Annotated in this window: 17 protein-coding genes, 1 other RNA gene and 1 pseudogene; 8 read left to right on the top strand and 11 right to left on the bottom strand. The window is 35.8% G+C overall.

Annotation, left to right across the window (positions count from 1 at the left end):
* Entirely contained in the window at positions 1 to 2160 is a 2160-nt protein-coding gene (ligA, locus tag V4P55_RS03645) for an NAD-dependent DNA ligase LigA (protein WP_455473775.1), read from the top strand.
* Positions 2161 to 2416: 256 nt separating this feature from the next.
* Here the strand turns inward: ligA and V4P55_RS03640 are convergent, their stop codons facing one another.
* The 8 genes from V4P55_RS03640 to ssrA all read right to left on the bottom strand — a co-directional run bounded on the left by V4P55_RS03640 (position 2417) and on the right by ssrA (position 10329).
* Positions 2417 to 4243, bottom strand: coding sequence for an aminopeptidase P family protein (locus V4P55_RS03640; RefSeq protein ID WP_455473774.1), 1827 nt, complete (start codon positions 4241 to 4243; stop codon positions 2417 to 2419).
* 15 nt (positions 4244 to 4258) lie between these two features.
* Positions 4259 to 5128: a 50S ribosomal protein L11 methyltransferase gene (locus V4P55_RS03635; protein ID WP_455473773.1), complete on the bottom strand. Its 870-nt coding sequence runs from the start codon at positions 5126 to 5128 to the stop codon at positions 4259 to 4261.
* 30 nt (positions 5129 to 5158) lie between these two features.
* Complete coding sequence (locus tag V4P55_RS03630; RefSeq protein ID WP_455473772.1) at positions 5159 to 5740, bottom strand: SCO family protein; 582 nt, start codon at positions 5738 to 5740, stop codon at positions 5159 to 5161.
* A gap of 614 nt (positions 5741 to 6354) precedes the next feature.
* Positions 6355 to 8688 carry an ATP-dependent helicase gene (locus tag V4P55_RS03625; protein WP_455473771.1) on the bottom strand — a complete coding sequence of 778 codons (2334 nt, stop codon included), beginning with the start codon at positions 8686 to 8688 and terminating at the stop codon, positions 6355 to 6357.
* A gap of 116 nt (positions 8689 to 8804) precedes the next feature.
* The gene (locus V4P55_RS03620) at positions 8805 to 9056 is read right to left on the bottom strand and encodes a ribbon-helix-helix domain-containing protein (protein WP_455473770.1); all 252 of its coding nucleotides are present in this window, start codon (positions 9054 to 9056) and stop codon (positions 8805 to 8807) included.
* Positions 9057 to 9062: 6 nt separating this feature from the next.
* Positions 9063 to 9251 (bottom strand): DUF4169 family protein, encoded by a 189-nt coding sequence (locus V4P55_RS03615; protein ID WP_455473769.1) that lies wholly within the window; start codon positions 9249 to 9251, stop codon positions 9063 to 9065.
* 8 nt (positions 9252 to 9259) lie between these two features.
* Positions 9260 to 9811 carry an SspB family protein gene (locus tag V4P55_RS03610; RefSeq protein ID WP_455473768.1) on the bottom strand — a complete coding sequence of 184 codons (552 nt, stop codon included), beginning with the start codon at positions 9809 to 9811 and terminating at the stop codon, positions 9260 to 9262.
* A 163-nt stretch (positions 9812 to 9974) separates the two neighbouring features.
* Positions 9975 to 10329: a transfer-messenger RNA gene (gene ssrA / locus V4P55_RS03605) on the bottom strand.
* A gap of 94 nt (positions 10330 to 10423) precedes the next feature.
* Here ssrA and V4P55_RS03600 point away from each other — a divergent pair.
* A pseudogene (locus tag V4P55_RS03600) lies at positions 10424 to 10737 on the top strand (DUF2853 family protein).
* 91 nt (positions 10738 to 10828) lie between these two features.
* Here V4P55_RS03600 and V4P55_RS03595 read toward each other — a convergent pair.
* From V4P55_RS03595 to V4P55_RS03585, 3 genes are all read right to left on the bottom strand, one after another.
* Positions 10829 to 12136, bottom strand: coding sequence for an MFS family transporter (locus V4P55_RS03595; protein ID WP_455473767.1), 1308 nt, complete (start codon positions 12134 to 12136; stop codon positions 10829 to 10831).
* Between the two features lie 913 nt (positions 12137 to 13049).
* Positions 13050 to 14357, bottom strand: a complete 1308-nt coding sequence (locus V4P55_RS03590) for an MFS family transporter (protein WP_455473766.1) — start codon at positions 14355 to 14357, stop codon at positions 13050 to 13052.
* 839 nt (positions 14358 to 15196) lie between these two features.
* Positions 15197 to 16501, bottom strand: a complete 1305-nt coding sequence (locus V4P55_RS03585) for an MFS family transporter (protein ID WP_455473765.1) — start codon at positions 16499 to 16501, stop codon at positions 15197 to 15199.
* A 189-nt stretch (positions 16502 to 16690) separates the two neighbouring features.
* On the opposite strand from V4P55_RS03585, the gene V4P55_RS03580 reads away from it, so the two are divergent.
* The 6 genes from V4P55_RS03580 (at position 16691) to miaA (ending at position 23381) form a co-directional block, all read left to right on the top strand.
* Positions 16691 to 17485 (top strand): thymidylate synthase, encoded by a 795-nt coding sequence (locus V4P55_RS03580; RefSeq protein ID WP_455475123.1) that lies wholly within the window; start codon positions 16691 to 16693, stop codon positions 17483 to 17485.
* Positions 17482 to 17991 (top strand): dihydrofolate reductase, encoded by a 510-nt coding sequence (locus tag V4P55_RS03575; RefSeq protein ID WP_455473764.1) that lies wholly within the window; start codon positions 17482 to 17484, stop codon positions 17989 to 17991. Before V4P55_RS03580 ends, V4P55_RS03575 begins: the two co-directional genes overlap by 4 nt.
* Before the next feature lie 144 nt (positions 17992 to 18135).
* Positions 18136 to 19278 (top strand): FtsH protease activity modulator HflK, encoded by a 1143-nt coding sequence (hflK, locus tag V4P55_RS03570; protein ID WP_455473763.1) that lies wholly within the window; start codon positions 18136 to 18138, stop codon positions 19276 to 19278.
* 2 nt (positions 19279 to 19280) lie between these two features.
* Positions 19281 to 20228, top strand: coding sequence for a protease modulator HflC (gene hflC / locus V4P55_RS03565; protein ID WP_455473762.1), 948 nt, complete (start codon positions 19281 to 19283; stop codon positions 20226 to 20228).
* Positions 20229 to 20370: 142 nt separating this feature from the next.
* The gene (locus V4P55_RS03560; protein ID WP_455473761.1) at positions 20371 to 21876 is read left to right on the top strand and encodes a Do family serine endopeptidase; all 1506 of its coding nucleotides are present in this window, start codon (positions 20371 to 20373) and stop codon (positions 21874 to 21876) included.
* A gap of 602 nt (positions 21877 to 22478) precedes the next feature.
* Entirely contained in the window at positions 22479 to 23381 is a 903-nt protein-coding gene (gene miaA / locus V4P55_RS03555) for a tRNA (adenosine(37)-N6)-dimethylallyltransferase MiaA (RefSeq protein ID WP_455473760.1), read from the top strand.
* Positions 23382 to 23480 lie beyond the last annotated feature (99 nt).

Genomic DNA, 23480 nt, shown 5'->3' with positions numbered 1-23480 from the left:
ATGAATAAAAATGCAATGAAAAACTTAACTGCTCTTGAAGCAGAAAATGAATTGAAATGGTTGGCAAAAGAAATTGCACGTCATGATGTGCTTTATAATAATAATGATCAGCCTGAAATTTCTGATGCAGAATATGATGCACTTCGTCGTCGTAATGCGGAGATTGAAGCTCTATTTCCAGAGTTAATACGTTCAGATTCTCCATCGTATAGAGTTGGAGCACCAGTTTCTGAAAAATTTGAGAAGGTTGTCCACGCTCAGGCAATGCTCTCTCTTGATAACGCCTTTATTGCTGAGGATGTTAGTAATTTTGTTGAGCGTGTTCGTCGTTTTTTACGTCTTCCAGAAGCACAAGTTTTAGAAATAACAGCTGAGCCAAAAATTGATGGTTTATCTTTATCTTTACGTTATGAAAAAGGAAAGCTTGTGCGTGCCGCTACGCGTGGTGATGGACATGTAGGTGAAGCTGTAACCGTGAATGCACGTACAATTTCTGATATTCCGCAAGTTTTGCAGGGTGAATTTCCCAATATTATTGAGGTTCGTGGCGAAGTTTATATGAGACGGGAAGATTTCCAAGCGCTTAATGTCAGTCAACAAGAGAAGGGGAAGTTAGCTTTTGCTAACCCTAGAAATGCAGCGGCTGGTTCTTTACGTCAGCTAGATTCACGCATAACAGCTGGCAGGAAACTTCATTTTTTTGCTTATGCTTGTGGTGAGGTGAGTGAAACATTTGCAGAAAGCCAAATGGAAATGATGCAAAAGTTTCAAAAATACGGATTTATTATCAATCCATTAACAAAAGTTTTTAAGACGGTAGAAGAGATTATTTCTTATTATCATGATATTGAAGCGTGTCGTCATTCCTTAAGCTATGATATTGATGGAGTTGTTTATAAAGTTAATGATTTGACATTGCAAATGCGCTTGGGGTTTGTATCTCGCTCACCACGTTGGGCAATTGCGCACAAATTTCCAGCAGAAAAAGCGACAACTCTTTTGGAAGATATTGATATTCAAGTTGGAAGAACTGGAGCATTAACGCCTGTTGCACGTCTTGCACCTATCACTATTGGTGGTGTGGTTATTACGAATGCAAGCCTGTATAATGAAGACTACATTAAAGGGATTGGCAATAAAGGTGAATCAATTCGTGAAGGGCGTGATATCCGTGTAGGGGATACTGTAATTGTACAGCGTGCTGGTGATGTAATTCCTCAAGTTATTGATATTATTATTGAAAAACGTCCAAAAGATTCTTCTGCTTTTGTTTTTCCTCATTTCTGTCCGGTTTGTGGGAGTCATGCTGTTCGTGAAGAGGGAGAGGCTGTACGTCGATGCACAGGTGGACTTATTTGCCAAGCTCAAGTGATTGAGCGTATTCGTCATTTTGTTTCGCGCAATGCCTTTGATATTGAGGGTCTTGGTAAGAAGCAGGTAGAATTTTTCTTTCATGTTCAAGATAAAACGCTTTGTATCCATACACCAGCCGATATCTTTACGTTACAACGACGCCAGGAAAACTCTCTAACACGCTTAGAAAATATGGAAGGTTTTGGTACCGTTTCAGTACGTAAACTTTATGATGCTATTAACGCCTGTCGAAAAATTCCTTTAAGCCGTTTTTTATTTGCGCTAGGCATTCGTCATGTTGGAGAGGTTAATGCACGGCGTCTTGCACGTGCTTATCAAAGTTATACTGCTTTTGAAACTGCAGTAATGGCAGCTATTATGCCATGCGATAAAACCGGTGAAGTGGGCAATGAGGTTTGGAGAGATCTTATTAGTATCGAAGGGATTGGACAACGGGTAGGTGCAGCGATTGTTGATTTTTATCAAGAAGCACATAACCGAGAGGTTTTATCTGCTTTGCTTAAGGAAGTAACGCCTCTTGATGAAGAGCTTTTTAACACATCTTCTTCGCCAATAGCAGGAAAAATAATTGTTTTCACGGGAACTTTAGAACATATGTCACGTGATGAGGCAAAAGCATTGGCAGAGCGATTAGGCGCCAAGACATCAGGCTCTATTTCTAAAAAAACAGATCTTCTTGTTGCAGGATTAGGGGCAGGGTCAAAACTGACTAAGGCGCAAGAGCTTGGCGTTGAGGTTATGGATGAGAATACATGGCTACAGCTCATTAAAGGACATCATATTTAAACTTTTTTCTTTCAAGGATGATGCGGGGTGGCGTATTATTCGTTCTGCATGAAGATTGGATATAATTTTTTTATGTATTGCAGCAAATATTGGTAATCTTTTTTAAAACTATTATAATCTGGTTTATTTTTGCAAAACAGTTTTATTTTTTAGATACAGTTTAATTGTTCCTATAAGGAATATTTTTGCTTTCTTTGAGAGTTTAAGTGGCATCCTTCTCCTTACGAGAGAAAGATGCTCCATGCAGCCTTATTGATTAAATTGGCATTGTTGCCTCTTTGATCCATTTTTTGTCTTCTTCATTTAAGTAAGGCGCGTTAACTTGATAAACATGAGCATGGTAGTCATTGAGCCATTGTCGTTCTTGCAGTGTTAAAAGCTCTGGTAGGATTAACCGCCGATCAATAGGGCAATTTGTGATTGTTTCAAATGATAGCATTTCTATATCGCCACCGTTGATTTTTTGTGCTGGTTTTACAATCATCAAATTTTCAATACGAATGCCAAAAGCACCTTCGCGGTAATAGCCAGGTTCATTAGAGATAATCATTCCAGGGATTAATTCTTGACTTCCACGACTTGAAACATTTTGAGGTCCTTCATGGACAGAAAGATAAGATCCAACGCCATGACCCGTTCCATGGGCATAATTAAAGCCTGCTTTCCACAACGCGATGCGTGCTAATATGTCAACATCTTGTCCGCGTGTTCCTCTTGGAAATCGTGCGGAGGCAAGAGCAATCATACCTTTGAGAACAAGAGTAAAACAGCGTTTTTCTTCTTCTCCAATATCTCCAATTGCCACCGTTCGTGTAACATCTGTAGTGCCATCACGATATTGTCCACCTGAATCAACAAGATAAAGCTCACCAGCATTTAGTCTTTTATTTGTTTTTGTCGTTACACGATAATGAATAATTGCACCATTTGCACCTGCTCCAGAGATTGTGTCAAACGATAAATCTTCAAGTTTTTCTCCCATTTCGTTTGCTGTCGTTATACGGAATTCTTCTAATTTTTTAGCAGATGAAATTTCATCCTGTGTGCCCGGTGTTTGTTTGTCTAGCCAAGACAAGAAACGAGTAAGTGCTATACCATCGCGCAGATGCGCTTTACGTGCCCCATCTAATTCTGTAGAATTTTTAACAGCACGTGATAAAGAAGCAGGATCGGTAAGAGAAATGAAAGAGCTCCCTTCTTCTTCAATAACTATGCGCAATTTTTCGCATGTTAGCTGTGGATCTAAAGCAAAAACTGTTCCCTTTTGAACGTAATCTTTGATCTTTGAAACTAATTGCTCTGGTTCATACAGTTTTACATAATTTTCCAAATATTGCTTCTGTTCTACTCCAAGTTTTTTGCTATCAATGAATAAGGCTGGTGTTCCTTTTGTAGGAATGAGAGCAAAACAAAGGGAAAAAGGGGTATTGGAAACATCTTTGCCACGTATATTGAATGTCCATGCAATAGAAGAAGGATCTGTAAAAATAAAAGCATCTGCGTTTGCTTGTTGTATATTTTTTCGAATTAATATTAACTTTTCATCTGTATTACATCCTGCGTATTTGAGAGGATGAATAGATAAGGCAGATTGCGGTAATTTGGGTTGATCATGCCAAATAAGATCAATAAGATTAGACTGAGTTGCAACAAGTCTCCCGCCTTCTTCCAATTCTAATGCTTTTTTTAACGCATCTGTCGCCGCAATGGTGTGGAGCCATGGGTCAAAACCAATAGAGAGCTTTTGCTTATTTTTTGCTAACCATTGTGATGGTGGGCAAGATATTAAATCTTCATAATCAAAAATACGAGGATCTGTTTGTTGGCGAACTTGGAGTTTATAACGTCCGTCTGTAAATATAATAGCTTTATTCTTTAAAATGAGGGCTATACCAGATGACCCAGTAAAGCCAGTCAGCCAGCGAAGACGTTGCGCATGTGGAGGAACATATTCTCCCTGATGCTCATCTGCACGTGGGACAAGAAATCCATCTAATCCAAGGCGATCAAGTTCTTTCCGAAGAGAGGCAACACGTTTTACAGCACAGTCTGGATTTGTTGTCACTTCAAAAGATTGATACATGATAACCCCTTTTTTTTATTTTAGATGTATAGTGACCCATTCTTGACGATGGTATGTTTCGATATGTTTTAAACCATGTTTTACATAAGCTTCTAAAACATAATCTCGTTGCTCTTCAAGAATGCCTGATAATATAAGCGACCCACCTTTTTGCAGTGCTTGTACCATTTCTTGTGCAAGCTCAATGAGAGGATTAGCAAGAATATTAGCGACAATGAGATCAAAGGGGGCACGTGATGCAATGTCATTATGGTTAAATCCCGTGGCGGTAACAGCTGTGATATATTCTTTTACGTTGTTGAGCTCGATATTGTATTGTGCAACTTGAATAGCGACAGGGTCAATATCAGTGGCAAGAATAGTAATAGGCTTGAGCATTGCTATGCCAATAGCAAGCACACCGCTTCCAGTTCCAAGATCAAGGGCATTTTTGGGATTTTCGTTTTGCACGACTTTGGCAATCATTTCTAAACAACCAGCTGTTGTTCCATGATGTCCGGTACCAAAAGCTTGATTGGCTTCAATTTCAATAGGCAAAACATGAGGTGGAATGTCATTTCGATTATGGCTTCCATGAAGGAAAAAGGGACCTGAACGCACAGGCGTCAATCCCTCTAAACTCCGCTGAACCCAATCAATGTTTGGAAGAGTCTCTCTGTGAATTTTATCAGGATCCACTGAAAAGATATTTGCAAGGCGTTTCAGAATATCCTCTTGGTGCTCTTCATCTACATAAAGAGAAAGCTCATATATAGAATTTTTTTCATCTATTTCTGTAAGTCCAAGAGGATATCCTTCTTCTTCAAAAGTTGTTTCCATAACAGTATAAAATCGTTCTGCATCGCTTTTGAGTGCGATATAACACAGACGAATCTGCTGAGACATATTGTTCTTTCTTTTAAGTGTTTATCAAATTTAATTTGAAACGAGTTTTTTAAGCTTGTTAATGGCAATTTCGTCTTGAATATCAGGGTCGATTTTTCCAGTTTCATAAGGAATAATACCTGCTAATTTACCACCTTTTTTTAATAAAAAAATTGCTGCTGTGTGGTTGTAGGTATAGTTTCCATTTGTTCCAGGCACTTTTTCAGCAACAATATTGAAAGAGTCTACCATTTTATGAACTTTTTCTGGATCACCACTGATTCCAATGATTTTATGGTCAAAATTACTAAGGTAATCACGCATTACTTCAGGTGTATCACGCTCAGGATCAACAGTTACAAACCATAGTCCTAATTTATCAGCGTCTGGACCAAGCTCTGTAAGCCACCGATCAAGATTAGCAAGCGTGATAGGACAACTGTCAGGACACATAGTATAACCAAAGAAAACAGCTGAAGGCTTGCTGCGAATATCATCTTCGGTAACTGTTTTTCCATTAGAATCTGTGAGAATAAAATTATCGCCTAACGGTTTATTTCTAAAGGCATCGTAAATGAAAACGCCAGCAAGAAATAGGACCGTTATTCCTAAGATGCGCATTACATTTTTCATAGTTTGACTCTTCTATAAAATATAAAAAACTGTAGTATTGATGACAGTTAATTCTGATTTTTGATATTGTAATCACTTTTATCCACTTAGTCTCTCATATTATCGATAAAAAAACAATTGATGAAAAGCGAATAAAATCTAAAAAAAAATTTCAATTTTGTAAGGTAAATCTCATATTAATATAGAGGGAATAAATATTAAAGGGTTATAAATTAAAGCGCCGTGAGCAAAATAAAGGAGAGAAAAATTTAATTGCATTTCATATGTGTGTAAATATATTAAAGACTTCTGTCGAATGCTTTTATATAGAAAAGCATGTAAGAGCGTTTTTTTCGATATGACTCAATGAGTTGTTCTTGAGGAAGAGATTTTACTCCCTATGGTTATTGTAGATGCTTTTGTCGGTCGATAATGGACAATATATTTTTTAATGAATGCACTTTACATATTGAAGTGTGGTTTTGTAAAATCTTCTCTTTTGGCTAAATTTATAAAGAAGAACAAGAAATATATGCGTTGGTAAGTAAAGTTTAACAATCGTAGCCTTACTACACACAAAAGCAGTCTTCAAAAAGCAATACTTTATTTGAAAAAGTGATTTTATTATACTTTAGCTAAGCTTTATTGACAAAATTATCTAGAACACGCTTTTCTCCAGACTTCTCAAATGTAATGGTTAATTTGTGTCCATCCACTGCTAAAACACGACCATAACCAAATTTAATATGGAAAACCCGATCATTAACTGAAAAATTTGAGGGTGCACTAGATGTTGATCGAGAAACTATTTCTCCTTCAATATCCTTTTGTCCACGTTTCCACCTTGGTGTTGAATAATCTTGATAAACAGAATCTTGATGCTTAAAGTACGATCTTCCATAGCCGCCATAAGAAGTTTCTTTTGCTATTATTTCTATGTGTTCTTGTGGTAATTCATCAAGAAAGCGAGAGGGAATTGTAGATTGCCAAAGTCCATGAATTCTTCGATTAGAGACGAACCATATATGCAGATTTTTTTTTGCTCTTGTTAGTCCTACATATGCTAATCTCCGTTCTTCTTCTAGTCCTGAGCGAGCACCTTCGTCTAATGAGCGTTGATGAGGAAAGAGCCCTTCTTCCCAACCAGGAAGGAAAACAGTTTCAAACTCAAGCCCCTTGGCGGAGTGAAGCGTCATAATATTGACAGCATCCATATTTTCATTGCTCTCAGCTTCCATAACCAGTGCAACATGTTCTAAAAAGCTCTGAAGACTTTCAAATTGTTCTATAGAACGAACCATTTCTTTGAGGTTTTCTAATCGTGTTGATGCTTCTGGTGAACGGTCTTCTTGCCACATAGCTGTATAGCCTGATTCATCAAGAATTATCTCGGCAAGCTCTCTGTGAGGTGTGTTTTGCAGCATATTTTGCCAGCGGCGAAAATTTTCTATAATGTTTCGTAAAGCAGTGCGTGCTTTTGGTTTTAGCTCGTCTGTTTCGATGATTTCAGAAGCGGTAGCAAAGAGGGGTATAGAACGTGCACGTGCACTCTCATAAAGATGACGTAAGGTTGTATCTCCTAAGCCACGCTTTGGTGTGTTGATAATGCGTTCAAAAGCTAAATCATCTGCTGGTTGAACAACAACGCGCAAATAAGCCATAGCATCGCGGATTTCCATTCGTTCATAAAAGCGTGGGCCACCAATAACGCGGTAATTTAATCCAAGTGTTACAAAGCGATCTTCAAATTCACGCATTTGAAATGATGCTCGCACCAATATCGCCATATGATTTAGTAAATGTCCCGTTCGTTGCGCTTGCTCAATTTCTTCTCCGATTGCGCGTGCTTCTTCTGGTGAATCCCATGCGGAATGAATTTTAACTTTTTCTTCTTGAGTATTTACTTGATCAGAAAAAAGTTCTTTTCCAAACCTTCCTTGATTATGGGAAATTAAATGAGAAGCAGTTTTTAAAATATGTGATGTTGAGCGATAATTGCGTTCTAAACGGATAATTTTTGCAGAAGGAAAATCTTGTTCGAAGCGCAATATATTGTCGACTTTAGCTCCACGCCACCCGTAAATGGATTGGTCATCATCTCCAACACAACAAAGGTTTACATGTTGTCCTTTAGGACGTCGCGCTAAAAGACGAAGCCAAAGATATTGCGCTGTATTTGTATCTTGATATTCATCTACGAGGATATAGCGAAATTTAGAATGATATTCTTTGAGAACATCTGGATTATTTTGAAAGATAGAAATAGAGTGAAGCAGCAAATCACCAAAATCACAAGCGTTAAGACTTTGTAAGCGATTTTGATAGCTATGATAAAGTTTGCGTCCCATACCATTGCCAAAGGAATGTGCATCACTTTCTGAGATACGTTCTGGTAAAAGCCCTTGATTTTTCCAAGAATCAATCATTATTGCAAAGCTACGTGCTGGCCAACGCTTATCGTCTAATCCTTCAGCTTGAATAAGTTGTTTTAAAAGACGAATAACATCATCGTTATCAAGGATTGTAAAATTTCTTTTTAAATTAACGAGTTCTGCGTGGCGGCGCAAAATCTTTGCACCAATGGCATGAAAAGTTCCAAGCCAAGGCATTCCTTCAACAGTTTCACCAATAAGTTCGCCAATACGCATTTTCATTTCGTGTGCTGCTTTGTTCGTGAAAGTTACAGCAAGTATCTGTTTAGGGAAGGCAAGTTGAGAGCGCAAAATATGAGAAATGCGGGTAGTCAAAACACGTGTTTTCCCAGTTCCAGCACCCGCAAGAACCAAGAGAGGTCCTTCTGTATTTATGACGGCCTGCTGTTGTTCAGGATTGAGGTTTTCTAAATAAGAAGCATCATATTGTGTTTTTCTTATAGTAGCGTTATTCGTACTTACTTCAGGGCTGTTTTCATGCTCACGAAGAGAGGACGCATCTTCAAAAAACGGTATATGATCGGAAAAATGACTCATCGTACCTTATTTTGTAGTACTTTTTTTCTTTAAGCGCTATAAAAAACTCTCTCTCAAGAAAACTGTAACAGTTTTTTTGATCAAATAGAAGATAAAAACCGTAAAAAAATGGAATATTAAAGAGTTCGATTAAGAACACTCTGGAGTGCATAAACGCGTAATGAGGCTGAAAGATTTATCTGTGGGGGTCTTTTTTTATCAATATCAGCGATAATAAAAGTTAAAGATTTTCCCTTTTTACGTGCTATAGCCTTAAGAACTTCTATAAATGATTGTTCTAAAGATACGCTTGTTGAGTGTCCATCAATACGAACAGATATTTTTTTTAAAACTGTTTTTGACCAATCAATAAGATCATTTTCATGCATGCTTTTTTACTCTGATTCATTGCGGCATAAACGGTTTTGATTAAGAAATTTTTTGGTTTTTAAGGATCTCTTTTGTTCAAATAGCTTTTCAGTTTTTGTTCTTCCAAATCGGTAGCGATTTTCCTCCGCGTGAATGGCTTTTTCCACACGTTTTTTTTGTTTTCGAAAATGGCGAAGGTTAATAAGTTCAACCATGGATAAATCTATTTATTTTTTCTAAAGGAATCTAAGGAAACGACATCAGCACTTTGTTTGGTATCGTTATTTGAAGGTTCTTTATTGGTTTTTAAATTTTTCTCTTTTGTTGGTGTCTCTTCTTGCTTTTTCTTGTTTGATGGAACAGTAGGAGAGGCGCTTACAGTATTTTCTGAATTGCTATTCTCCTTAGCAATGGAATTTGAAGGTAAATCAAATGCGGCTTCAAATGCTGCTATAGGGTCATAAAATATTTGGATAGCAGTAAAAGGGATCACCAATTTTTCACTAATTTCTTTAAAAGAAAGTGTGACTTCGAAAGCTGTTTCTAATACGCTTAAATCTCGGAATTGGTGTTGTAGTACAATTGTCATTTGCTCTGGATAGCGATTTTTTAACCGATTAGAAATTTTTACTCCCGGTGCATTTGTCAAAAAAGTAATAAAGAAATGATGATTGCCTGGGAGTCCTGCTTTGGCCACTTCCAATAAAACTTTCCGTATAACTCCACGCAGTGCATCCTGAACGAGAACATCGTAGCGGATTTGATCTTTAACCATCAAAGTTTATTCCTTTTGTTTTAAAATGTCACTGAACATGAACCATTACTGTACAATGAATGTTTTCTTAAGCTAGCAATATTTTATATATTATGCACTTAATTAATTGATAAAAACACAAAATTTTATGACCAAAAGATTAATCAATAACACTTAATGTAATAGTGAAGGCTTCTGTTGCCAGGTGCCTCCGAACCCCGCTTAAATCTGCGATGATTTAAGACTTAGTTTGAAACATTCGCACCGCATTACGCAGCGAGACGTGCTTCCGCATAGTTGTCATTTGCAACTACTAAGTTAGTCCGATAACGGTGGTACAATGCCGGGTAAAAAAGCAATCTTTACGCTCTTGTCGATCCTATTTCGCCCCCATCAAAATATAATTTTTTGATTATATTTTGGTGGAGGCGCCGGGTACCGCCCCCGGGTCCAATGAGTTTATTTCATTGTTCATTTATTACCATAGCTGGTAAGCCAGCTCTTTAAATATAGATGAATAATAGTCTTAGGAAAAGGGGGGTGTTTAATATTTTAAGTTCTCTCATTATTTATTCAGCTAAATGAAATGATTAAAATATAGGCTATCAATTATTGGAAAGGGGATATAGCGAAATGATAAATGATTTGGAGATATTAAATTATATGATCAAAAGCCTGATACAGATGCAATAGAACGGTTTCGTGATCGCTTATCTTTAGTAATGAAGAGGCAAGTTCATCATTCGTTGCGACGTCAGATAGACAAGAGTTAGAGCGTGTTAAAAATGGATTCGCAACATATGAGGAATTGATGTAGGAAATGCTAAGAAAGCTATCTTAAAAATTGCAGATATATTACAGATATAATATCTGAAAGTTGGAGGAAAAGCCGTATAATTTTTTATTATTTGGTAGCTAAGCAGTTAAATGCATTTAATAAATTATAGATAATATTAAAATTGTTTCTAAGCAATTATGATAAAAAAGTATAAAAACAAAAGCCCGAAAAATTGGGCTTTTGTTTTTGAAGTTTAGTATTTAATACATATCTTTGTTTTGAAGATGTCCTTCTGTTTTGACATTTGGAACAAAGAGAAGTGCAATGAATGCTAAGATCATTACACCAGTTATGTAGTAATAAAAGATGGATTCATGACCAATACTTTTTAATTTAAGTGCTACGGATTCAGCCGTTCCACCAAGCAACGCGTTGCCAATAGCATGAGACATTCCAACACCAAGTGCTCGTACTGAAGCAGGAAACATTGCTGATTTTACAACGCCAGAAATGGATGTATAAAAACTCATAATAAAGAAGAGCCCAACAATAGTTAATAAAGCAATCAATGGGCTATTAGTGTTTCCGATAATTTTCATTCCGGGAAACGTAAAGATAGTTGCTAATATACTCCAAATAATAATGACAGTTTTTATTCCAATTTTATCTGCTAAGATTCCACATAGAGGTTGGATTAGCATAAAAATAAAGAGTGCAATAGTCATTATTGTTGTAGCAGTGTGTTTATCAAAGCCAGTTGTCGTGATCAGATATTTTTGCATATAAGTGGTGTATGTATAAAATGTGAGCGATCCTCCAGCAGCAAAAATAACAATTAGAAAAAAGGATTTTCCATGATGAAAAAAAAGTTCTTTGAAACTTCCAGTTTGTTTTTTGGAGCGGCTTTCTTTAGTGGTTGTTTCATGAAGTGAGCGACGGAGATAAATTGCAACAATTGCTGTTATTCCACCAATAGCAAAAGGAATACGCCATCCCCATGCCTTTAGCTGATCTTCTCTTAAGTAAGTCGCTAGAGTAAAGATAACAAGACTGGCAAAAAGCTGACCAGCAATAAGTGTTGCGGATTGAAAAGAAGCAAAGAGCCCGCGATGGTTTTTAAGAGCTATTTCGCTCATATAAGTTGCAGCTGTACCATACTCACCACCCGCTGAAAGTCCTTGCAGCATACGTAATAAAAGTAGTAAAATTCCTGCAGTTGCTCCAATGGTTTCATAAGTGGGCAGTATAGCAATTAAAAAAGAACCACCACACATCATAAAAATAGAAATGAGCATTGAGCGCTTTCGTCCATAGCGATCAGCAATAAATCCAAAGAGCCAACCACCAATTGGACGCATAAAAAAACCGATAGCAAAAACAGCGGAAGATTGAAAAAGCTCCATGACAACATCGCCATTTGATGGAAAAAACTGCGATGAAAAATAGATAGAAGTAAAAGCATAGACATAAAAGTCATACCATTCTACTAAATTGCCTGATGCGCTTGATATGATAGATAAAATACGTTTTCTTGTATCGTGCGTCTCTAAAACGGCTTGATTTTGCATAAGAATATTCTCCCCTTTTTTTTACACATTATTTGTAATGCTTTTTTATATAAAAAATTCCATTGCATTGTATTCTAAAAAAGGAGGTACAGCATTTTATCTTTTACGTCAAAAGTTAATAATTTTATGAAAATTTTCTATACAAAAATTGGAAATGCGTGATTCAAGTCGTGTATCTTAGAGTTTTTTTATTATTCTTTTTCTTTGTATAATTAATAAAATGAATTATCAGGTTTATATAAAAATTGACCTCAATTTTTAATATTAGGTTTTAATGATAGAGTTGATTATAAAAATTAAATTAAGTTTGAGCGCGGTCAATTTTGGTAGAAAATATGTTTTATTTACAAGCTATTTTGGAGGGAGAAACAATTAAAAGATTGCATGTTTTTTTGGTTTTTGATGAGCTTTTATGGTCTTTTAGAGGCAATATAAATACTGTATATTTAAAAACGCGAGATTAGTCTTTTTAAGACGAATAATTTGATGTTAAAAGACAATTTTTTGAATGATATTATATAGATTAAATTTTCACTTTTTATAAAAATACTAGTAAAATATTTGTTTTTATTACAGATAAAATTTATAATTAAATTATTATGTTAAGTTTAGTAGAAATTTCTATTTTAAACATTATAATTTATTAATAAAGACTAAAGAAGAGCAACATTATATAACAAGTTTTACTTTTTCCAAACTTTTAATATTAATAAAAATAAATCGAATATTTTTTAGCTCAAGTGTTATGAATTTAGTAAAATAGAAATAATATATTAAATGCTCAGTTTAACAGCTTATACTGCAATAGCGATTCCCTGTCCCTTTATAATAGAGAGAACTTTAGGATAAGATTTATAGGGATCCATAACAAAAAAGCTCAATAATTTGAGCTTTTTTGTTTAATATAAAAAAGTTAATGAATATTATCTTTTTGAAGATATCCCTTTTTTCGCGTATCTGGCATCAGGACAATTGCGATAAATGCGATGACCATCATGCCCATTATGTAAAAGTGGAATACGGATTCATGTCCCATTTTTTTTAATTGGAGTGCTACAGATTCGGCAGAACCACCGAAAAATGCATTGGCAATAGCATAAGATAGTCCAACTCCCATTGCTCGTATTGAAGTTGGAAACATTTCTGCTTTTACAATACCAGAGACGGATGTATAAAAACTCATTATACAGAGCATTCCAATAATGATGAATAGTGCAACCCATGTATCATTAGTACTAGCAATGACTCTGAGTGCAGGAATTGTACAAATGATAGATAAAGCACTCCAAATAAGTAATGAAGTTTTAGTTCCAATTTTATCTGCTAGAGAACCAAATATGGGTTGGATTAACATAAAGACAAAGAGTGCGACAGTCATTATTGTTGTGGCAGTGTGTTTATCAAAGCCAGTTGTCGTGATAAGATATTTTTGCATATAAGTGGTGTATGTATAAAATGTGAGCGATCCTCCAGCTGTAAACCCAATAACTAGAAAAAAAGCTTTTCCGTGATTACATAGAAGTTCTTTAAGACTACCAGCTTGTTTCTTAGCACGACTTTCTTTTGTAGTTGTTTCATGAAGTGAACGACGGAGATAAATTGCAACAATTGCTCCTAATCCACCAATTGCAAAAGGGATACGCCATCCCCATGCCTTTAGCTGATCTTCTGTAAGATATAATGCTAAAACAAACATAACAAGGCTGGCAAGAAGTTGACCACCGATGAGCGTAGCATATTGAAAAGAGCTAAAGAAACCACGACGGTTTTTGAGAGCAACTTCACTCATATAGGTTGCTGTTGTACCGTATTCCCCACCAACTGAAAGTCCTTGAAGCATACGAAGTAAAAGGAGCAAAATTCCTGCTGTCATTCCTATAGTTTCATAAGTAGGAAGTACAGCAATCAAGAAAGAGCCACTGCACATCATAATAACAGAAATGAGCATTGAGCGTTTTCGTCCATAACGATCAGCAATAAATCCAAAGAGCCAACCACCGATTGGACGCATAAAAAAACCGATAGCAAAAACAGCGGAAGATTGAAAAAGCTCCATGACAACATCGCCATTTGATGGAAAAAATTGCGATGAAAAATAGATAGAAGTAAAAGCATAGACATAAAAATCATACCATTCTACTAAATTGCCTGATGCACTTGATATGATAGATACAATACGCTTTCTTGTGTCATGAGGTTCTAAGGTTGCTTCATTTTCCATATGGTTATCCCTCTAATTTATTCACATTATGCTCATTTTGGGGGGCTGTTTACAGTATTTTACGTGTGACGTCAAAAATTTAATAATATCATCATAATTCTCTCGGCAAGATATGAGAAATAAAAATTTCAAGTTGTATATTTATAAGTTTTATATTCTTCTCTTCTGTGATGCATGAAGCAGGTTGTCATCTTATATAAAAATCTGTCTCAATTTTTAAATTAAGATATTTATCATACAAATCAAACAAGCGAGCACGATTAATTTTTTGCTATTGTAAAGGGATGTGAATGATAGGTTGTTTTTTCTTTATTGATAAACGAGTAAATTGTATTTGTTCTTCATCCTTATGAGCTTTTGTGGTTTTCTTAAAAGTGATACAAATGTTGTATGGTTGAAAAAATATGGTGTATCGATTTGGGATAAATGAGGTGATAAAAATGAGGTGATAAAGAAGAAAAGCTTTGTGCTATCTACAGCTTTAATGTTGTTCTTGGCAGTTCTTGAGAGTTGTTATATTGCTCACAGTATTAATTTTTTAATTAGGATTAAGATGGTTATTTTTCCTAACGTTATAAAAAATAAAAAGGTATATTTTTGTTAAAAACATCAGATATTTTTCTGATTTTTTGCTCTCTGTATTGCTGCATTAAATAAAAAGGAGAGATCTGCGTATTTATAACAATGTCCGTTTATTTTTTGTAACGCACATTACAATGGAAAGCATTGTTTTTGTGGCATTAAGGATTTTAGGATAAAAACTTATTAACTCTTGTTTTTATAGGAAATGCGTAAACAAAAAGCTCAGATTATTGAGCTTTTTGTTTCATATAAAAAAGTTAATGAATATCATCTCTTTGAAGATATCCTACTTTTTGGACATTTGGCATTAAGACAATTGCGATAAATGCAATGATCATCATGCCAATGATATAATAGTGAAAGGCAGATTCATGTCCCATTTTTTTTAATTGGAGTGCTACAGATTCAGCAGAACCACCAAATAATGCATTGGCAATAGCGTGTGCTAGTCCAATTGATGTGGCGCGTATTGAGGCTGGAAATAGTTCTGCTTTTACAATACCAGAGACGGATGTGTAAAAACTCATAACACAAAGCATTCCAATAATAATAAATAGTGCAGCCCATGTATTATTAGTACTAGCAATTACTCTGAGTGCAGGAATTGTACAAATGATAGATAAAGCACTCCAAATAAGCATTGAATTTTTTATTCCAATTTTATCTGCTAGAGAACCAAATATTGGTTGAATGAACATGAAAATAAAGAGTGCGGCAGTCATTATCGTTGTAGCGGTGTGTTTATCAAAGCCAGTTGTCGTGATAAGATATTTTTGCATATAAGTGGTGTATGTATAAAATGTGAGCGATCCTCCAGCTGTAAAGCACATAACTAAGAAGAAAATTTTTCCGTGATTGCACAAAAGTTCTTCAAGAAGTCCAGTTTTTTGTTTAGAGCGGCTTTCTTTAGTAGTTGTTTCATTAAGCGAGCGACGGAGATACATTGCAACAATTGCTCCTAATCCACCAATTGCAAAAGGGATACGCCATCCCCATGCCTTTAGCTGATCTTCTGTAAGATATAATGCTAGAGCAAATATAACAAGACTGGCAAAAAGCTGACCTCCAATGATTGTTGCATATTGAAAAGAGCTAAAGAAACCACGACGATTTTTGAGGGCAACTTCACTCATATAGGTTGCTGTTGTACCGTATTCCCCACCAACTGAAAGTCCTTGAAGCATACGAAGTAAAAGGAGTAAAACTGCTGCTGTCATTCCTATAGTTTCATAAGTAGGAAGTACAGCAATCAAGAAAGAGCCACTGCACATCATAATAACAGAAATGAGCATTGAGCGTTTTCGTCCATAACGATCAGCAATAAATCCAAAGAGCCAACCACCAATTGGACGCATAAAAAAACCGATAGCAAAAACAGCGGAAGATTGAAAAAGCTCCATGACAACATCGCCATTTGATGGAAAAAATTGCGATGAAAAATAGATAGAAGTAAAAGCATAGACATAAAAGTCATACCATTCTACTAAATTGCCTGATGCGCTTGCTATGATAGATATAACACGCTTTCTTGTGTCATGAGATTCTAGAGTATTGTTCCCCATAAGTTTGCTCCCACCTTATTTATATTTAATTATAGATTATGTTATAATATTGCATCATATGCGATATGCGTCAAAACTATGTAATTTAATTTATATTTACTGTACATAATAACATTTGCTGTATAAGAATATTTTCTGTCGACGTTGAAGCAGAAAATATTGAGAGATAAAATTGATTGTGATATCCGTATGAAACCTTACTTAGATCTTTTATCGCATATTTTAAATACAGGTATTGACCGTATGGATCGGACAGGTGTAGGGACTCGGTCAATTTTTGGATATCAAATGCGGTTTGATTTACAGGCTGGTTTTCCTTTACTGACAACAAAGAAAATGCATTTACGCTCGATTATTTATGAGCTTTTGTGGTTTCTCAAAGGTGATACGAATATTGCATGGCTGAAGAAACATGGTGTGTCCATTTGGGATGAATGGGCTGATGAAGAAGGAAATCTCGGTCCTATCTACGGTTATCAATGGCGTTCTTGGCCAGCTCCTGATGGGCGCTGTATTGATCAAATCAGTGATCTTTTGAGTATGATTAAGGAAACGCCTAATTCTCGTCGTTTGATTGTATCTGCATGGAACCCTGCGCTGACAGAAGAAATGGCTTTACCACCTTGTCATTGTTTATTTCAATTTTATATTACTGATGGTAAATTGTCCTGCCAACTTTATCAACGTTCAGGAGATGTTTTTTTAGGTGTTCCATTCAATATCGCATCTTATGCATTGTTAACGATGATGGTTGCACAGGTCAGTGGACTTAAAGCAGGTGATTTTATTCATACTCTCGGAGATGTTCATCTTTATTCTAATCATTTTGAACAGGCTAGATGCCAATTGTCTCGTACACCAAGTGCTTTACCGTTCATGCGTATAAATTCAGAGGTAACAGATCTTTTTTCTTTTAAATTTGAGGATTTTGAATTACTTAATTATAATGCGCAACCACATATAAAGGCACCGGTGGCAGTATGATTTGTTCAATTTGTTTAATTGCTGCTGTTGCACAAAATGCTGTTATCGGTCGCGAAGGTACAATGCCTTGGCGTCTATCAACGGATTTAAAACGCTTTAAGGCTTTGACATTAGGCAAGCCTGTAATTATGGGGCGAAAAACTTGGAATTCTATCGGTCGTCCTTTGCCTGGACGAACAAATATTGTCATTACACGCAATAGTGCTTTTACTGCTGAAGGTGCTATTATTGCTCATTCTTTGTCTCAGTCCCTTTCTATCGCGAAAAAGGTAGCTTCTCAAAGTGGTATAGACGAGATTTTTATTATTGGTGGTGGCGAAATTTTTCAACAAGGATTGAGTATTGCTAATAAAATACTTATCACAGAGGTTCTCGATTCTATTGAAGGTGATAGTTTTTTTCCTGTTTTTGATAAGGAAAAGTGGAATATAGTGCAAACACAATATATTCCTGATGGAGATAAAGATAGTCATCCGACACGTTTTGTTGTTTATGAGCGAAAATGATCATTTATAATTTTATAATATTGCAATATTAATTATAAGTGAAAGAGCATAATCGTATTGTAATCAGATAAAAGGCACCCTATAAGATCGAGTAAATGGTTACTATATGATGAGTATTTGTTACTAAATTTAAAAGAGGTGATAATGCCCTGGACGAATCAAAATGGTGGTGGGCCATGGAGTGGCGATAAAAATAAACTTGGTGGTGATAGAAAAACACCAGGAAAGAATCTCTTTGGTTCTGGCAGCAATAACGGGGATGATAAGAATCATAATTTTGATGATATCTTGCGTAAGGGACAAAGTCAGCTCAAACAGTTTGGTGATGGTGGTCTTTTTGTTTTGTTGTTTTTGATAGTTGTATTTTTTTGGTTATACCAGTCTATCTATATCGTTCAGCAAAATGAACAAGCAGTAGAACTGCGTTTTGGAATTCCTAAAGAACAAATTATCGGAGATGGATTGCATTTTCACTTTTGGCCTATTGAAACCTATATGAAAGTACCTCTAACAGAAAAAACAATCGCGATTGGTGGACAGCCTGGTCAGGCACAGCAAAGCGAAGGTTTAATGCTTTCAAGTGATCAAAACATTGTTAATGTTAACTTTTCCGTTTATTATAGAATTTCACACCCCAGTCAGTTTTTATTCAATGTGAGTGATCAAGAAGGAACAGTTCGTCAGGTTGCTGAAAGTGCAATGCGTGAGGTAATTGGTTCTCGCCCTGTTGACGATGTTTTACGTGATAAAAAGGAAGAGGTTGCTGATGATGTCAGAAAAATTATTCAGATGACTGTGGATAAATATCAGCTTGGTGTTGAAATAAGCCGTGTATCGATTAGTGAAGCAGCACCTCCTACGAAAGTTGCTGCTGCCTTTAATTCTGTCCAACAGGCAGAGCAAGAACGTGGACGAATGATTGAAGAAGGGAATCGTGTACATTTTAATAAAATTGGTTTAGCTAATGGTGAGGCTTCACGCACACGAGAAGTGGCAAAAGGTGAGAAAGCGCAAATGATTGAAGAGGCAACAGGGCGAGCTGAGCGTTTTGAGGCGATTGCTCGTGAAGCTGCTATTGCACCAGATGCGGTTCGCTATCGTCTTTATATGGAGATGATGGGACGTGTTCTTTCTTCACCAAGTAAGTTAGTGTTTGATCAAGTAAATTCTGCAACGGTACCTTATTTGTCGCTGAATGAGCTGCTACACAGCAATTTGTCAGAGAAAGCAACAACATCAGCGCGTTCTACAAAGCTATCAAACTTTGGCATTTCTAGGGGACAATAATCATGCAGCAATCTCGTTTTTTGTTTATCTTGAGCGCCATAGTCTTTTTTTTGGTATCCTTGTGGTTATCTATTTTTATTGTTTATCCTCGCCAGCAAGTGGCAATTAAACGCTTTGGACAAATTGTTAAAGTAGAACCTGAGCCTGGAATTTATTTTAAGATTCCTTTTTTGGACAAGATGGTTGTTATAGACAACCGGTTGTTACGTTACGATGTTCCTACACAATCTGTGCAGGTTCGCGGTGGTGCTTATTACGAAGTGGACGCGTTCTTTATTTACCGTATTGCAGATCCTAAGTTATTTTTACAACGTATTGCATCGGGACGTCCTCAAATTGCTGCACGTGAAAATCTTGCACCTCGTTTTATTGATGCTTTGCGTGCTGTTTATGGTAAGCGAGAATTTAAAGCGGCTTTGTCGGATGAGCGGGCTTCTATGATGACAGAAGTTCAGAAGCAATTTTCTGTAGATGCGGGTTCATTGGGGATTACTATTGTAGATGTACGTATTCGCAAAACCGATTTAACGGATGCTGTTTCTGAGGATGTATATCGGCAAATGGCAGCTGAACGCGAGGCTGCAGCAGAAAATATTCGTGCTCGTGGACAGCAAGAACGGGATCGTATCGTAGCAGAAGCTAATCGTAAGTATGAAGAAATTGTAGCAGCTGCAAAGCGTGATGCAGAAATTACGCGTGGTGAAGGGCAGGCTGAGAGTATTCGCATTTTATTGAATGCGCGAAAAATTAATCCATCTTTTTATGACTTTTGGTTGGCGATGGAACAGTATAAAAATCTAGAGCGTACTCCAATGGTGATTTCACCAAATGAGGCTTTCTTTTTTCATTTTCGTAATTCGCCACAAACAGATAAAGCATCTTTATCAAAAGTGAATAGGAGCTCATATAATATTGGTCATAACCCCTCAAAAGAAGAGATGAAACAGTAATTTTTTGATAGAACTTTCATAAAAGATGAGGTCTGTGATTTCTTTCTTTTATGATAAAAATGGTGTAATATCATTAAGACTACACTGATTTTGCATAAATGGATTAAGTAATGCTTTGTGTAGTATTGGTTAAAGGTATATCATGGATAAGAGTGCGTTTTTAAAGCGTTTTGCTCCCAAAGTTATAATTATCTATGTTATTTTATCTTTATCAGGATCAATGGGTTGGTCTGGTGTTGTTTCGTTGCAAAATACACCACTTTCTGTTCCAGATTTGGCTGCTGAACTTTTGAAAACGGTTGTGAATATTTCGACGGTACAGACAGTTGAAGGGACTGAGCAAGATGAGAATACTTCTGTTCCCATTATCCCGAAAGATTCATTGCTAGAAGAGTATTTTAGTGATTTTTTTACGCCTAAAGATGCTCAGAAAGGTAGCCAACTTCAGAAAGTTCGTTCTTTGGGGTCCGGTTTTGTTATTGATGCAGAAAAAGGACTTATTGTTACCAATTATCATGTTATTGTTGAAGCTGATGATATTGAAGTTAATTTCACGGATGGTACAAAACTAAAAGCAAAATTACTTGGAAAAGATAGCAAAACTGATTTGGCATTGCTTCAAGTAGAAACAGGAAGAAAAAAATTAACAGCTGTACGTTTTGGTGATTCTGAAAAAGCTCGTATTGGTGATTGGGTTATGGCAATTGGTAATCCATATGGTTTTGGTGGAAGTGTAACAGTTGGTATTATTTCTGCACGTAATCGTGATCTTAATGCTGGTCCTTATGACAATTTCATACAGACAGATGCAGCAATTAATAGAGGTAATTCTGGAGGTCCTTTATTTGATAGAGAAGGTCAGGTAATTGGGATTAATACAGCGATCATTTCTCCTTCTGGAGGATCTATTGGTATTGGTTTTGCTATACCATCTGATATGGCGCTTTCTGTTATTAATCAGTTACGTGATTTTGGAGAAATAAGACGCGGTTGGTTAGCTATTCGCATTCAACCTGTTACAGAGGATATTGCAAAGATTTTAAAATTAGACAATGCTGTGGGGGCGTTAATTGCAGGTAAAATAGAAGGTGCAGAGGTAGATAATAGCCAGCTGAAGGTTGGAGATATCATTCTTCGTTTTGGAAATGCTCAAATTAAAAACGCACGTGATTTACCGCGCTTAGTAGCAGAAAGTCCAGCGGGCAAGGTAATGGATGTTACAGTTTTTCGTAATGGGCGAGAAAAAACAGTAAAGGTTAAGCTTGGTCGTTTAATTGAGACAGATACTGATGAAAACATATCGGAAGAATCCGATAATGAAAAAAGTGATGCTCTATCTGAAAAGGCAACAATGCAATTTATGGGTATGACATTATCTGAGTTAACGAATGATTTGCGCAAAGATTATTCAATTACTGATAAGCTTAATGGGTTAGTGGTGACATCTGTTGCACAAAATAGTATAGCGGATAAAAGACGTATTCGCATTGGAGAAGTGATTGTTGACATTAATCAAAGTGCGATTACCACAATTGATGACGCCAAAAAACGACTTCATAAATTACGTGAAACTGGACGCAAAAATGCCTCACTAATTGTTGCTCGTCCAGATGGAGAGTTACGATTTGTAACGATCCAAATAGATTGATATGGCTCTATTTTGGAAGTCGTTTATTCATCAAAATATCTGCATATGAACAGCAATCTTAAGAGTATACTCGTGTTTTCTTCTATTTTGAAAAAATATGTATAAAAATACGATATTATTAAGAATTTCATATTTTTCTTTGGGTTGTATCTTTATAAAATGAAATTTATATAAATTTTAAAGGATGTTTTTCGTGATTAAGGTAATGTGCGTGCTTTACAGTCATTAAAAACTCTTTTAATTTCCTATACCACAGAAATTTTCCCCATATCCATCGGTATTGTGTCAGTTTTGTTTTGTGCATTATAGCAAAGAGTATTTTTCACCACATTACAAATATTTTGTGGCAGGTTTTTATTATGGGATAATATTATAGAAAAGAATTCTTTTGATACTTTTAAAAAGTTTTATGATGCTAATTTTATAATAACAAGGGTTAGAGAGCTTCTTTAGAGCACTATCTTATAAGTAAAAGGATAGTAATTTATATGGTTATTTGTAAAATTTAATGTCTATGATATTACAGATGTTATATAAAATTTATAATATATCATGGACATTGCAATAAATTACTTCTTTATAAACATAAGAAATTTTTATTTATGACACAAAGAACTATTACTTTGTTAGCAGGTCCTACTGCAAGTGGTAAGTCAGCGCTGGCATTAAAAATGGCACAAAAAAAAGATGCTGTTATCATTAATGCTGATTCTATGCAGATTTATGATGTTTTAAATATTTTAACTGCAAGACCAACAAAATTAGATACTGCAATTGTTCCGCATTATCTCTACGGTTATGTAAATCCTGCTGTTCACTATTCAGTAGGGCAGTGGTTAAATGATGTTAAAAAGCTTTTAAATACATGTACATCAAAATCATTGATTTTTGTTGGCGGCACCGGGCTTTATTTTCGTGCTCTTTTGGAGGGAATTGCAGAGATTCCTCATATTCCGGATGTTGTGCGGCAAAAATGGCGATTGCGACTTGATAAAGAAGGTGCTGAAAATCTTTATCGTCAATTATTGCAGGTTGACACTCTGATTTGTGAAAAAATTTCTTCGCAAGATGGTCAACGCATTGTACGTGCTTTGGAAGTCTATGAAGCAACTGGAAAAAGGTTAAGCTGGTGGCAAAAGAAAAAAACAACACCTCTCATTGCATCAGAACGTTTAAAAAAAATTCTTCTCATTCCACCACGTCAATTACTTTATGCTCGCATTAATGAAAGATTTGATCATATGGTGGAAGACGGGGTTTTAAAAGAGGTCATTGCTATCAAAAATCTTATGCTTTCTCCCTTATTACCGGCGATGAAAGCTATTGGTGTGAGTGAGTTGATGTCTCATTTAGATGGATATAAAAATTTTGAGGATGCGATTGAAACAGCAAAAAAACAAACAAGAAGGTATGCAAAAAGACAGATGACGTGGTTTCGTCACCAATTTGATAAAGAATGGATGCTTATTCCTTCATCAGAAGTACTGCAAAAAACTCTAAAATAGTTTGAAAAAAAACAAAATATTTTAAAGCGAGAGTTTTTAGAAGTATTATTTTTGATTGACGAGCAGTATTGATGAAATTAGATATTTTCAATATGAAAA

The sequence above is a fragment of the Bartonella sp. B30(2025) genome (assembly GCF_053793825.1).
The sequence above is the reverse complement of the archived record's forward strand: the minus strand, read 5'-3'. Positions and strand labels throughout refer to the sequence as shown.